This window comes from Pseudogemmobacter lacusdianii (assembly GCF_030848395.1).
Lineage (GTDB): Bacteria > Pseudomonadota > Alphaproteobacteria > Rhodobacterales > Rhodobacteraceae > Pseudogemmobacter > Pseudogemmobacter lacusdianii.
On the sequence record NZ_JAVDBT010000017.1, the window covers coordinates 24,033 to 37,015 of the forward strand.

A 12,983-nucleotide genomic window follows, 5' to 3' on the forward strand; every position below is an offset into this window, starting at 1 on the left:
TTCCTCCAAGGGAAAGGCGCGTCTGGAATTCCGCACCTTACGGAGTGCCTTGGTGGGCCATGAAAACACCCCCGGAGTTGCCTCCGGGGGTGCAAATATTCACCTCAGATCCACAGATCAGCGCTGATTTTCGCCCATCTTGGCAAAGCGCGCCGGGTCATTGGCCTTCAGTCGCGATGCGAGAAGGAAGCCTATGATCGCGGCCAGCGGGATCAGCGAGGGCAAGATCCAGCCCAGATTGCCGCCGGTGGTGCCGGTCAGATCACCGTAATTGGCGAAGATATAGGCGAAGAGCCCGGCCAGAACCACCGCTGCCACCAAGGGCAGGATCAGCGTTTGCAAAGGCGAGCCGGTGATGCCCGGTTTGCGGAAGAAGGCGATGACTGCGATCGAGGTCACGCACATCATCGCAATCACGCCCAGAGTGCCAAGCTGGCTGATCCAGGTGAACATATGCACGATCGGGTCAAGGCCCAGGCCGGCAAAGATCGCCAACACGATCACCGCACCGATGGTTTGCACCACCGAGCCGATGTGGGGGCTTTCATGGGTGATATGGGTCTGGCCGAAGACCGGCGGCAGAAGACCTTCACGACCGGCCACAAAGCTGTAGCGGGCGATGTAGTTGTGGAAGGCTGAAAGCGCTGCAAAAAGGCTGGTGACCAGCAGAAGGCCAGCGATCATGGCCACGGTCGGGCTGGTATAGGTTTCCGCCAGAATGAAGAAATGCGCGGTCGGATCTTCAAGGCCGCCGAGCATCGGCATCAACTCGGCCGCACCCGTGCCGGCGATCATCAGCCAAGTAGTAAAGACGAAGAAGACACCGATCATCAGCACCGCGAGATAGGTGGCGCGCGGAATGGTTTTCTCGGGGTCGCGGGCTTCCTCACCATAGATCGTGGTGGCCTCGATGCCGATGAAAGAGCCAAAGCACATCAGGATCGCGGTGGTCAGCGAGCCGGTGGTCAAGGCGTTGAAATCAAAAATGTTGACTGCGAGACCGGTGCCTTCATGCCCGCCTGAGAAGAGGATCGCGAAGTCAACGACCAGCACGATCAGATATTCCAGCGCCACGACGGCGACCAGAACCTTGGCCGAGAGATCGACTTGGCGGTAGCCAAGGATGCCGACGAGCAAGATCGCGATCAAGCTCCACATCCACCAAGGCAGGTTGAGGCCCATCTCGCCAAAGACGCCGGCCGAGATGCCGCCCAAAAGGCCGATCAGGCCAAATTGCATGGCGTTGTAAGAGACCATCGCGACGATGGCGACAGCACCGCCGACGCGGCCATCAAGCCCGCGCGCGGCATAGGCGTAAAAGGCGCCAGCGTTCTTCACATGCCGGCTCATCGCCACATAACCGGCGGCGAAAGCAAGCATCAACAGCGTGATGAGGATGAAGGTCAGCGGCACGCCGGTGCCATTGCCCAGAAGGAAGGCGAGCGGCATTGCCCCCGCCACACCGGTCAGCGGGGCTGCCGCAGAGATCACCATGAAGGTGACGGCGATCAGCCCCAACGAATTTCGACGAAGCTGGTTCGTCGGAGTTGCCTTGATTTCAGACATTGTCCACTCCTTGTTGGTTCCTAAAAGGACCGATCTTGCCGCCGGTCTCTTTGGTCTTTCGCCCTTTTCGAAGGGCGGAGTATGGGAAGGTTAGCTTAAAGTTTTACTCATGGGTTAGATAAATAATTCGCAGATGCAGGAATCCTTGGAGGTTTCCGTTGCATCTGCAATGGTTCTATTTTGCGGTCTATTCGGTGCTGACGGCCGGCTTGGCGCGGGTGTCGACGGTAAGCTGGAACACATCGGGGCGGGCGTAATGGCCGGTGGCGTCGAAGTCATATTTCGCGCGCAGGATCTCAGATGGGTCGATCGTCGCGTAAAGGATTGTCTCGCCTGTGAAATCCGGCCCGACCAGCACTTTGCCCAAGGGCGAGATGATCGCCGAGCCGCCGCGCATCAGCACGGTCTCGGGCGCATCGCCCAAGGCGCATTCATGATCGGCAGGGTAGGCGGCGCGGGTGATGTGCTGGCAGGCGGTGAGTACGAAGGTGCGGCCTTCGAGGGCGATATGTTGCATCGTTGCCAGCCAAGTGTCGCGATCATCGGCGGTCGGCGCGCAATAAAGGCTGACACCTTGGTGATACATATGCATCCGCAGGGCAGGCATATAATTCTCCCAGCAGATCACCGCGCCGATGGTGCCGAGCCGGGTTTTGAAGACCGGCAGGGTGGAGCCATCGCCAAAGCCCCAGATCAGCCGCTCGCCGGCGGTGGGCATCAATTTGCGGTGCTTGCCAACAAGGCCTTTGTCGCCGTCGAAATAGAGGACGGTGCAGTAAAGCGTTGCGCCGTCACGCTCGATCACGCCAATGACGGCGAAAGCGCCGGTCTCGGCAGTGGCCTCAGCGAGGATCTGCACCTCGGGGCCGTCAAGGTCGATGGCGGCGGCATGGTAGCGCGCGAAAGCCTCACGGCCTTCGGGTTTGCGCATGCCGATTGGGGCGCCGAAGCTGGCGCCTTTGGGGTAGCCACCGATCAGCGCCTCGGGGAAGACCACGAGTTGCGCGCCTTTGGCGGCGGCTTCGCGCAGGCGCTGGGTGGCTTTCTCCGCCGTGGCGAGCGGGTCGGTGGGGAAGGCGGCCATCTGCACGACGGCGGCGGTGAAGGGTGCGGACATGGATGACCTCGGCGCTTTTGGCAGGCGCCGGGGGTTTCACACCCCCGGACCCCCGTGGGATATTTAGGGACAGAAAATGAGCTTTGGTCAGTCTTCGGGCGTGGCGTCGATGACCGGGTGGCGGATGGTGCCGATGCCTTCGACATGGGCCACAACGGTATCGCCGGGTTTGAGCCATTCTTGCGGATTGCGGCCGGCGCCGACGCCTTCGGGCGTGCCGGAGGCGATGATATCACCCGGTTCCAGCGTGATGCCCGAGGAGATGTCGGCGATCAGATGGTCGACCTTGAAGAGCATATGGCGGGTGTTGGAGCGCTGCTTTTCGACGCCATTGACGGTGAGCCAGAGGTCGAGGGCTTGCGGATCGGGGATCTCATCGGCGGTGATGATGCAAGGGCCGAAAGGGGCGTATGTGTCCATACCCTTGGAGAAGATCCATTGCCCGGCGCGGCGGTTGTCGCGGGCGGAGATGTCGATCATCACCGAATAGCCGAAGACATGGTTGAGCGCGTCTTCGCGGCGGATGCGGCGGGCGGTGGTGCCGATGATCACCGCGAGTTCGACTTCCCAATCCAGCTGCTGGGTGATGTTACGATTGTGCTCAATACCATCGCCCGGGCCAATCACCGAGGTGGGGGGCTTTGAGAAGACCACCGGCTGTTTCGGCAGGTCTTTCGAGGTGTCGAGAGAGGCCGCCGATTCCGCGACATGTTCGACATAGTTAAGCCCGATGCCGAAGATGTTCTTCCGTGGGCGCGGGATCGGGGCGAGGAGTTTGACATTGGCCAAATGGGTTGCGGTGCCGGGGGCGTAGCGGCCTTCGGCTTCCTCAAGGCATTCTTGCAGCGCCTCCAGCCCCGGGCGGCCAAGGTCGATCAGGCTGAGCATGTTGTCGGGTAGATCTTCGCCTTGCGAAGCGGCCAGCCCTTCGACATCCACCACCAGATCGCCGTCGATCACGCCCAGACGGGCCTCTGCCTCGATCGAGGCGCGATAGGTTACAAGTTTCATCTGATCGTCCTTAAAGCAGGGGCTGGTGGCCGGAGTTGTCGGCAAGCGCCTCTTCGCGGTAAAGGCCAAGCGCGCGCATCACCGGCAGGTCGTTGAGGCAGAAAAGGCAGGCGTCGTCGCGGTCCGACAAGTTGACATGCTCATGCCAAGCCCATGAGGGGACACAGAAAATGTCACGCTCGGACCAGTCAAAGCGCTTGCCGTTGATCACCGAATAGCCGCGCCCTTTGGCGACATGGTAAAGGTAGCTGCCGGTGTGGCGATGCGCCTTGGTCGCCTCACCGGGGCGCAGCATCTGCATCGAGGCGCCAAGTGTTTGCATCACGGGGCCATTGGTCACCGGGTTCACATATTCCATCATCACCCCGTCATAGGGGCTGCCCGCAGTGGCGGCGGAATATTTGGTTAATGCCTCATAGGTCGGCGCCCATTCATATTTGAACATCGGGCTATAGCCCTTGCGCCAGCTCTCGCCGTAAGGGGTGAGGCCCGCATTGCCCCAAGTTTTGGTCATATCATCGACGGCAAAGCCGACGGCTTGGTTCATATCGGGATGAACCTCGTAGAAATTCGCCTCCATCGCATTGACGAAGGGGATGTCGAGACCGTCTTGCCAGAGGCAGAGCGAGCCATCCTCGGAGACGCCATGTTCGTGCCAAGTGCCATTGGGGGTCAGGACGAAATCATTGGCGCCGAGGGTCATTTTATGGCCGTCAACCACGGTATAGGCGCCGGTGCCTTCCATGATGAAGCGGATGGCGCTGGCGGAATGGCGATGCGCGCCCGCAACTTCCCCGGGGTTCATCACTTGCAGGCCGGCATAGATCCAGCCCACGGCTGCGGCCACATCCGAGCGGCCGGGGTTGTTGAGATAGATCACCCGGCGACCGGCTTTCTCCGGCGTCACCAGATCGACTGAGCGGATCACATGGTCGCGCAAGTCCTTGTAACGCCAGAGCATTGGCAGGGACTGCGACTTCGGCGCCCAAGGCTCGATCTTATTGGCCACGGTCCAAAGCGCGCCAGCGCTGAAGCTTTCCAGCTCGTCGTAATAGGCCAAAAGCTCGGGCGTGTCTTCGACATTGGCGCGGCCCGCCACGTCCTCTCGGTGATTTTCGCGTGCCATAGCTTCCCCCCTCCGGATGCGATTGTCCGCAGTTTGGGTTAAGTATTTGTCGATTACAATTAAAATTATCGATAATAATCCGCGCAGTGCTGCAATGTGCTTCAAGTCTAAAACTTTAAGCTTGAAATGAATCGGACAAGCTGCCACGCTTTCTTCAAATCATATGACCGTGAGGGGGATTCGGCGATGAAGGTGCTTTGCCTTGGTGGGGGTCCGGCTGGTCTTTACTTCGCGATTTCAATGAAATTGCGCGATCCGTCGCATCAGGTGACGGTGCTTGAGCGCAATAAGGCCAATGATACCTTTGGCTGGGGCGTGGTGCTGTCGGATGACGCGCTGGGCCGGATGCAGAAGAACGACCCGATCTCGACCGATGCGATCCGCAGCCATTTCGCCTATTGGGACGATATTGCGGTGGTGCATGACGGGGTGCGCACGGTCTCGGGCGGGCATGGCTTTGCCGGGATTGGCCGCAAGCAGATGCTGATCCTCTTGCAGGCTAGGGCGCGCGAGTTGGGCGTTGAGATGCTCTTCGAGACCACCTTCCGCTCGGCTGAAGATTACCGCAAGGATTATGACCTTGTGGTGGCGACCGATGGCATCAACTCCTTGGTGCGCAACGAATATAAGGATGTGTTCCGCCCCGATATCGACACCCGCAAGTGCAAATTCGTCTGGCTCGGCACGCATCAGAAATTTGACGACGCCTTCACCTTTATCTTTGAGAAGACCGAACATGGCTGGGTCTGGGCCCATGTCTACCAGTTCGACGACAACACCGCGACCTTCATCGTCGAGACCTTGCCCGAGACTTGGGACAAGCTTGGCTTTGAGGCGATGACCAAGGAAGACACCGTCGAGACCTGCCGCAAGATCTTTGAGCGGCATCTGGGCGGGCATGATCTGATGTCCAATGCGGCGCATTTGCGCGGCTCGGCGGTTTGGATGCAATTCCCGCGGGTGATCTGCGAGAAATGGTATCATGAGAATGTCGTGCTGATGGGCGATGCGGCGGCGACGGGGCATTTCTCGATCGGCTCCGGCTCGCGGCTGGCCTTCGATTCTGCGATTGCTTTGGCGGAATATTTGCATTCCGAGCCGGATATGCAGGCGGCGTTTGAGCGTTACCAAGAAGAGCGCCGGGTTGAGGTGCTGCGCCTGCAATCGGCGGCGCGCAACTCCTTGGAATGGTTCGAACAAGTCGAGCGCTATTTGCCGCTCGACCCAACCCAATTCGCCTATTCGCTGCTGACCCGCAGCCAGCGCATCAGCCATGAGAACCTGCGCCTGCGTGACCCGGAATGGCTGGCCGAGGCCGAGGATTGGTTCCAAGCGCAAGCCGGTGGGCAAAAGGGCCGTCGCCCGATGTTTGCGCCTTTCAAGCTGCGCGACATGCAGCTGAAAAACCGCATCGTTCTGTCGCCGATGGCGCAATATAAGGCCGTGGACGGCATGCCCAATGATTGGCATTTCGTGCATTACGCCGAGCGCGCCAAGGGTGGGGCGGCGCTGATCTACACCGAGATGACCTGCGTCTCGCCCGAAGGCCGCATCACCCCCGGTTGCCCCGGTCTTTACACGCCCGAGCAAGAGGCGGCATGGAAGCGGCTGGCCGATTTCATCCATGCCGAGACCACGGCGAAATTCTGCATCCAGATCGGCCATGCCGGGCGCAAGGGCAGCACCTGCGTGCCATGGGATGGCGGGATTGACGCGCCTTTGGCTTCGGGCAATTGGCAGACGCTGGCACCCTCGGCCTTGCCCTATAAGCCTGCCAATGCCGCTCCGAAGGCGATGGACCGCGCCGATATGGATATGGTGACGGCGCAATTCGTGGCCTCGACCGAGATGGCCAATCGCGCTGGCGTCGATATGGTCGAGATGCATGCCGCACATGGCTATTTGCTGGCGGAATTTATCTCGCCGATCACCAACCAGCGCAGCGACGCATATGGCGGCAGCTTGGAAAACCGCATGCGCTATCCGTTGGAGGTGTTCCAAGCGATGCGCGCGGTTTGGCCCAGCGAGAAGCCCATGGCGGTGCGGATTTCGGCGCATGATTGGATTGACGGCGGGGTAACCCCGGAAGAAGCGGTTGAGATCGCGCGTCAGTTCCGCGCGGCGGGGGCGGATATCATCGATGTCTCCTCGGGCCAGACCGATCCGGCTGAAAAGCCGATTTACGGCCGGATGTTCCAGACGCCCTTCAGCGACCGGATCCGCAATGAGGCGGGCATCCCCACGATGACCGTCGGTAATATTTCCGATTGGGATCAGGTGAATGGCATCTTGATGGCGGGGCGCGCCGATCTGGTTTGCCTTGCCCGGATGCATCTTGCCGATCCCTATTGGACGCTGCATGCCGCAGCCGAGCAGGGGGATCAGGCCAGCGAATGGCCCGCCCCCTATAAGGGCGGCCGCGATCTTCTCTTCCGGCTGCGTGAACGGCAGGAGGCACAGATCCGGGCATGACAGCGGTTGCGGGTAAACGCGTTTTGGTGACAGGCGGCGGCTCGGGCGTGGGGGCAGCGCTTGCGCTGGCTTTTGCCGGGGCAGGGGCAGAGGTGGTGATCTCTGGCCGCAGGCGGGCGGCGCTGGAGGGGACGGCTGCCCGCCACCCCGCTATTCAGCTGGTTGAGGCGGATGTGACGGATGAGGCCTCGGTTCAGGCGATGTTCGCCGCCGCTGGGCCTTGTGAAATTGTCATTGCCAATGCCGGAGCGGCGGAGAGCGCGCCTTTCGGGCGCATCACTTTGGATCAATGGAATGCGATGCTGGCGGTGAACCTTACCGGCACTTTTCTGACCTTCCGCGAAGGGTTGGCCCAGATGCCGGGCTGGGGGCGGCTGATCGCCGTTGCCTCAACCGCGGGGCTGAAGGGCTATGGCTATGTCGCGCCCTATGCCGCTGCCAAACATGGCGTGGTTGGGCTTTGCCGATCCTTGGCGCTGGAGGTTGCGAAAAAGCCCATTACGGTCAATGCCTTGTGCCCGGGGTTCTTGGATACCGAGATGACCGATCGCTCGGTCGAGAACATCAGCGCCAAGACCGGGATGAACACTGACGAGGCCCGCGCCAGTCTTGCAGCGCATAACCCGCAAAAGCGGCTTATCCAGCCCGCCGAGGTCGTCTCGGCCGCCATGTGGCTGTGCGCGCCGGGCGCTGAGGGCATCAACGGCCAGGCCCTTGCCATCGCGGGGGGCGAGCTATGAGTGAGCTTTCCAAACGCCGATTGAAGACTTGGATCCGGCTTTTGGGCGTCACCCGCGCCGCAGAAGCCGAACTGCGTGAGTTCTTGCGCCTGCAACACGACACCACCTTGCCGCGTTTCGACGTGATGGCAGCACTTTGGCGGCGCCGCGAGGGGCTGACGATGTCCGAGCTGTCGCGCATGTTGTTGGTTTCAAACGGCAATGCCACCGCAGTGGTGGACCGGCTGGAAAAAGACGGGCTGGCCCGCCGCCGCCCTTCCGAGACCGACCGCCGCACGGTCTTTGTCGATCTGACCGAAGAAGGCCTGCGGGCCTTTGAGGGGATGGCAGAGGGCCATGAGATGGAGGTGGACCGGCTGCTCTCGGATCTGGATGACGCGGATCTTGAGGCGATGGTGACCCTGCTGCGTAAGATGAAGAAGGACCGCAAATGACCAAGATGGCAGAGCTGAAGCCGCAGAACTTTCTGCTCGACGTGCAGGATCGGGTGGCCGTTGTCCGGTTGAACCGGCCCGAGCGGAAAAACCCGCTGACCTTCGCAAGCTATGCCGAGCTGCGCGATATGTTCCGCGATATGGTCTATGCGGAAGACGTGGACGTTGTGGTTTTCGCCTCGCAGGGCGGCAATTTTTGCTCGGGCGGCGATGTGCATGAGATCATCGGCCCGCTGATCGGCCTGCCGATGAAGGATCTTCTGGCCTTTACCCGGATGACCGGGGATTTGGTCAAGGCGATGATTTCTTGCGGAAAACCGATCATTTCCGCGGTGGATGGCGTGGCGGTGGGGGCGGGTGCGATCATCGCCATGGCCTCGGATCTGCGGATTGCCACGCCCGAGGCGAAATGTGCATTTCTCTTCACTCGCGTCGGGCTGGCGGGCTGCGACATGGGCGCTTGCGCGATGCTGCCGCGGATCATCGGGCAGGGCCGCGCGGCCGAACTTCTCTACACCGGCCGGGCGATGGGCGCGGAAGAGGGCGCGGCTTGGGGTTTTTGGAATGCGCTGCATGCAGCCGAAGATCTTGAGGCAGAGGCAATGAAACTGGCCCGCCGTTTGGCCGCCGGTCCGACCTTCGCGCATGGCATCACCAAGACCCAGTTGAACCAAGAGTGGAACATGGGACTGGAGCAGGCGATCGAGGCCGAGGCGCAGGCCCAAGCCATCTGCATGCAGACCGAGGATTTCAATCGCGCCTACAAAGCCTTCGTTGCGAAAGAAAAGCCGGTTTTCGAAGGCAATTGAGGCAAGGCCGGGGCTCTGCCCCGGACCCCGGGATATTTAGAGACAGAAATTGAGCGACAGCAGCTTTCTGAATTGGCCGTTTTTTGAAGAGCGTCACCGGGTGTTGGCGGCGGCTTTGGAAGGCTGGTGCGCTTCGCATTTGCCGGTGGATCATTCGGATGTGGATGCGGCCTGTAAGGGGCTGGTGGCGGCTTTGGGGGCGGCGGGGTTCTTGCAGCCTTCGGGGGCCGGGGCCGGGGAAAAGCTGGATGTGCGCAGCCTATGCCTGATCCGCGAGACCTTGGCGCGGCACGATGCTTTGGCGGATTTCTCCTTTGCTATGCAAGGGCTTGGCATGGGAGCGGTGTCTTTGTTTGGCACCGAAGAGCAGCGGCTTTGGTTGGAGAAGACCCGTGCCGGAAAGGCGATTGCGGCCTTTGCTTTGACCGAGCCGGGCTCGGGCTCGGATGTCGCCAATACCGCGACTTTGGCCGAGAAGGTTGAGGGTGGTTATCGGCTGAGCGGCGAGAAGACCTATATCTCGAACGGCGGCATTGCCGATGTCTATGTGATTTTCGCGCGCACGGGCGAGGCACCGGGCGCACGGGGCCTCTCGGCGTTTTTGATGCCGGCGGATGTGGCGGGCCTGACCATCGCCGAGCGCATTGAGGTGATCGCGCCCCATCCTTTGGCGCGGCTGAAGCTTGAGGGGGTGTTCCTGCCCGAGAGCGCTTTGATCGGCAAAGCTGGCGAGGGCTTTAAGCTGGCTATGTCGGTCTTGGATGTCTTCCGCTCGACCGTAGGGGCGGCGGCTTTGGGCATGGCGCGCCGGGCTTTGGATGAGGCGCTTGCGCGGGTGCAGGCGCGCAAGATCCAAGGCGAGCCTTTGGCCAATTTGCAGATGGTGCAGGGGCATTTGGCGGATATGGCGCTGAAGGTGGATGCGGCGGCCTTGCTGGTCTACCGCGCCGCTTGGACCAAGGACCAGGGCGCTGCCCGCGTCAGCCGCGAGGCGGCGATGGCCAAGCTTTATGCTACCGAGGCCGCGCAAGAGGTGATCGATGCCGCCTTGCAATTGCATGGCGGGGACGGCGTGCGCCACGGCATGAAAGTGGAAGAGCTTTACCGCGATATCAGAGCCTTGCGGATCTACGAAGGCGCCAGCGACGTGCAGCGCGTGGTGATTGCGCGCACCATTTTGGGAGAGGCGCGATGATCTTTCGCCAGCCGATCCGCATCGAGTTTAACCATTGCGACCCGGCGGGGATCGTTTTCTATCCGCGCTATTTTGAGATGACGAACTCGGTTTGCCAAAGCTTTTGCCGCGAGATCATCGGCCATTCCTATGCCGAGATGATGGCGCGCGGGCAGGGGCTGCCGGCGGCCAATATTGCGGTGAACTTCCATCTGCCGAGCCGTCTTGAAGAGGTGCTTGATTGGCGGATGCAGGTCACCCGGCTTGGAGGCTCATCGCTCGCTTGCCGGTTGGAGGCGCATTGCGACGGCACCCATCGGCTGACCGCCGATCTGACCTTGGTCTTCGTCGCGGACGGCAGACCCTACCCCTGGCCGCAAGAGCTGCGCGACCGGATCACTGCTTTTATGGAGGCCCCTGATGAGCCATGAGTTCCTACACCCGCGCGGCTGGAAGCCTGCCATCGGCTATTCGAACGGCGTCTCGGCCCGGGGCCGCACGATCTATACCGGTGGTATGATCGGCTGGAACGGCGATTGCGAATTTGAGACCGATGACTTCTTGGGTCAAGTTGAGCAAGCCCTGCGCAACATCGTGGCGGTGCTGCATGAGGGCGGCGCCAAGCCCGAGCATATCGTGCGCCTTACATGGTTCGTCACCAGCAAGGACGAATATCTGGCCGATCTGCGTGGCCTTGGTCGCATCTATAAAGAGGTGATCGGCAAGCATTATCCGGCGATGGCTTTGGTGCAGGTCGTGGCCTTGGTCGAGGACCGCGCCAAAGTGGAAATTGAAGCAACCGCAGTGATCCCCGACTAGGGGGACAGGCTGTGCCGGACCGGGCGCAGACCCGGCGGCTCATGGGGGAGTGAGACGGAATGACGGGGAATGCGCCTTTGGGACCAAGCGGCCATGTGGACAGTTTCACGCGGGACAATCTGCCGCCGGCAGAGCTGTGGCCCGAGATCGATCTTGCGGGCTTCAGCTATCCCGATTGGCTGAATGTGGGGGTGGAGCTGACCGACCGCATGGTCGAGCGGGGGTACGGCGACCACACCGCCTTGATCGGCAATGGCCGGATGCGGACCTATAAGGAACTGAGCGATTGGACCAATCGCATTGCTCATGCGTTGGTTGAAGATTATGGCGTAAGGCCCGGAAATCGTGTTCTTATTCGCTCGGCCAATAACCCGGCGATGGTGGCGGCTTGGCTGGGGGCAACCAAGGCTGGTGCGGTGGTGGTCAACACCATGCCGATGCTGCGCGCGGGCGAATTGTCGAAGATCATCGACAAGGCCGAGATCTCACATGCTCTCTGTGACACCCGGTTGATGGAGGAGCTGGTCACTGCCGCCAAGGGCAGCCGTTTCCTGAAATCCGTGGTCGGCTTCGACGGCACCGCCAATCACGATGCCGAGCTGGACCGGATGGCTTTGTCGAAATCGGTGCGGTTTGAGGCCGTGGCGACGGGCCGCGATGATGTGGCGCTTTTGGGCTTCACCTCGGGCACCACCGGAGAGCCGAAGGCTACGATGCATTTCCACCGCGATGTGCTGATCATCGCCGATGCTTATGCCAAAGAGGTGCTGGATGTGCAGCCCTCGGATGTTTTCGTGGGCTCGCCGCCTTTGGCTTTCACCTTCGGGCTGGGCGGCCTTGCGGTCTTCCCGCTGCGCTTTGGGGCGGCTGCGGCTTTGCTGGAACAAGCCACCCCGCCCAATATGATCGAGATCATCCAAAAGCACCGCGCCACCGTGTGCTTCACCGCGCCCACCGCCTACCGGGTGATGCTGCGGGCGATGGAGGAGGGGGCGGATCTGTCGTCCCTGCGCGCCGCCGTCAGCGCCGGGGAGACCCTTCCCGCGCCAGTCTATGAGGAATGGGCGCGCAAGACCGGCAAGCCGATGCTGGATGGCATCGGCTCGACCGAGATGCTGCACATCTTTGTCACCAATCGCTTTTCCGACCATCATCCCGGCTGCACCGGCCGTCCGGTGGCGGGCTATCAGGCGCGGATCATTGGCGCCGATGGGCAAGAGGTGAAGCGCGGCGAGACGGGGCGTCTGGCCGTCAAAGGCCCGGTCGGTTGTCGTTATCTCTCGGCCCCTGACAAGCAGCGTGACTATGTGAAGGACGGCTGGAACCTGACCGGCGACAGCTTTTGGCAAGATGACGAGGGCCGGTTCCACTTTGCCGCCCGCACCGATGGCATCATCCTTTCGGCGGGCTACAACATCGCTGGCCCCGAGGTGGAAGCGGCGTTGCTGGCGCATCCGGACGTGGTCGAATGCGCCGTTGTCGGGGCGCCAGACGAAGAGCGCGGCCAGATTGTTGAGGCGCATGTGGTGCTTGCCGCCGGAGCCTCGCCCGATGCAGCCACCGTTAAAATGCTGCAAGATCACGTCAAAGCGGTGATCGCGCCCTTCAAATATCCGCGCCGGGTGGTCTTTACCGCCGCCCTGCCGAAAACCGAAAGCGGCAAGATCCAACGCTTTAAGTTGCTTGAAGGACGGGGCTAAGCCCGCCAAAGTAGA

The 12,983-nt window shown here is 61.3% G+C and carries 12 protein-coding genes; 8 read left to right on the forward strand and 4 right to left on the reverse strand.

Annotated elements, in window-relative coordinates; genetic code table 11:
• Positions 1-117: 117 nt before the first annotated feature.
• From Q9295_RS15760 to Q9295_RS15775, 4 genes are all read right to left on the reverse strand, one after another.
• Entirely contained in the window at positions 118-1,566 is a 1,449-nt protein-coding gene (locus Q9295_RS15760; protein ID WP_306681545.1) for an APC family permease, read from the reverse strand.
• Between the two features lie 187 nt (positions 1,567-1,753).
• Positions 1,754-2,683 (reverse strand): carbon-nitrogen hydrolase family protein, encoded by a 930-nt coding sequence (locus Q9295_RS15765; RefSeq protein ID WP_306681546.1) that lies wholly within the window; start codon positions 2,681-2,683, stop codon positions 1,754-1,756.
• Positions 2,684-2,770: 87 nt separating this feature from the next.
• Complete coding sequence (locus tag Q9295_RS15770; RefSeq protein WP_306681547.1) at positions 2,771-3,694, reverse strand: fumarylacetoacetate hydrolase family protein; 924 nt, start codon at positions 3,692-3,694, stop codon at positions 2,771-2,773.
• Positions 3,695-3,704: 10 nt separating this feature from the next.
• Positions 3,705-4,820 carry a cupin domain-containing protein gene (locus tag Q9295_RS15775; RefSeq protein WP_306681548.1) on the reverse strand — a complete coding sequence of 372 codons (1,116 nt, stop codon included), beginning with the start codon at positions 4,818-4,820 and terminating at the stop codon, positions 3,705-3,707.
• Between the two features lie 186 nt (positions 4,821-5,006).
• Between Q9295_RS15775 and Q9295_RS15780 the strand changes: the two genes are divergently transcribed.
• The 8 genes from Q9295_RS15780 to Q9295_RS15815 are packed head-to-tail and all read left to right on the forward strand — an operon-like array spanning position 5,007 to position 12,968.
• A complete protein-coding gene (locus tag Q9295_RS15780) occupies positions 5,007-7,292 on the forward strand; it encodes a bifunctional salicylyl-CoA 5-hydroxylase/oxidoreductase (RefSeq protein WP_306681549.1) in 2,286 nt (761 codons plus the stop codon).
• Positions 7,289-8,032, forward strand: coding sequence for an SDR family NAD(P)-dependent oxidoreductase (locus tag Q9295_RS15785; RefSeq protein WP_306681550.1), 744 nt, complete (start codon positions 7,289-7,291; stop codon positions 8,030-8,032). The genes Q9295_RS15780 and Q9295_RS15785 overlap by 4 nt, the downstream gene beginning before the upstream one ends.
• Positions 8,029-8,466 (forward strand): MarR family winged helix-turn-helix transcriptional regulator, encoded by a 438-nt coding sequence (locus tag Q9295_RS15790; protein ID WP_306681551.1) that lies wholly within the window; start codon positions 8,029-8,031, stop codon positions 8,464-8,466. The genes Q9295_RS15785 and Q9295_RS15790 overlap by 4 nt, the downstream gene beginning before the upstream one ends.
• Positions 8,463-9,275 (forward strand): enoyl-CoA hydratase family protein, encoded by an 813-nt coding sequence (locus Q9295_RS15795; RefSeq protein WP_306681552.1) that lies wholly within the window; start codon positions 8,463-8,465, stop codon positions 9,273-9,275. The genes Q9295_RS15790 and Q9295_RS15795 overlap by 4 nt, the downstream gene beginning before the upstream one ends.
• A 49-nt stretch (positions 9,276-9,324) precedes the next feature.
• Positions 9,325-10,470, forward strand: coding sequence for an acyl-CoA dehydrogenase family protein (locus Q9295_RS15800; RefSeq protein ID WP_306681553.1), 1,146 nt, complete (start codon positions 9,325-9,327; stop codon positions 10,468-10,470).
• Positions 10,467-10,880: an acyl-CoA thioesterase gene (locus Q9295_RS15805; protein ID WP_306681554.1), complete on the forward strand. Its 414-nt coding sequence runs from the start codon at positions 10,467-10,469 to the stop codon at positions 10,878-10,880. The genes Q9295_RS15800 and Q9295_RS15805 overlap by 4 nt, the downstream gene beginning before the upstream one ends.
• The gene (locus Q9295_RS15810) at positions 10,870-11,268 is read left to right on the forward strand and encodes a RidA family protein (protein WP_306681555.1); all 399 of its coding nucleotides are present in this window, start codon (positions 10,870-10,872) and stop codon (positions 11,266-11,268) included. The genes Q9295_RS15805 and Q9295_RS15810 overlap by 11 nt, the downstream gene beginning before the upstream one ends.
• Before the next feature lie 59 nt (positions 11,269-11,327).
• On the forward strand, positions 11,328-12,968 hold the full coding sequence (locus Q9295_RS15815) for an AMP-binding protein (protein ID WP_306681556.1): 1,641 nt from the start codon (positions 11,328-11,330) through the stop codon (positions 12,966-12,968).
• The last annotated feature ends 15 nt before the right edge of the window (positions 12,969-12,983 follow it).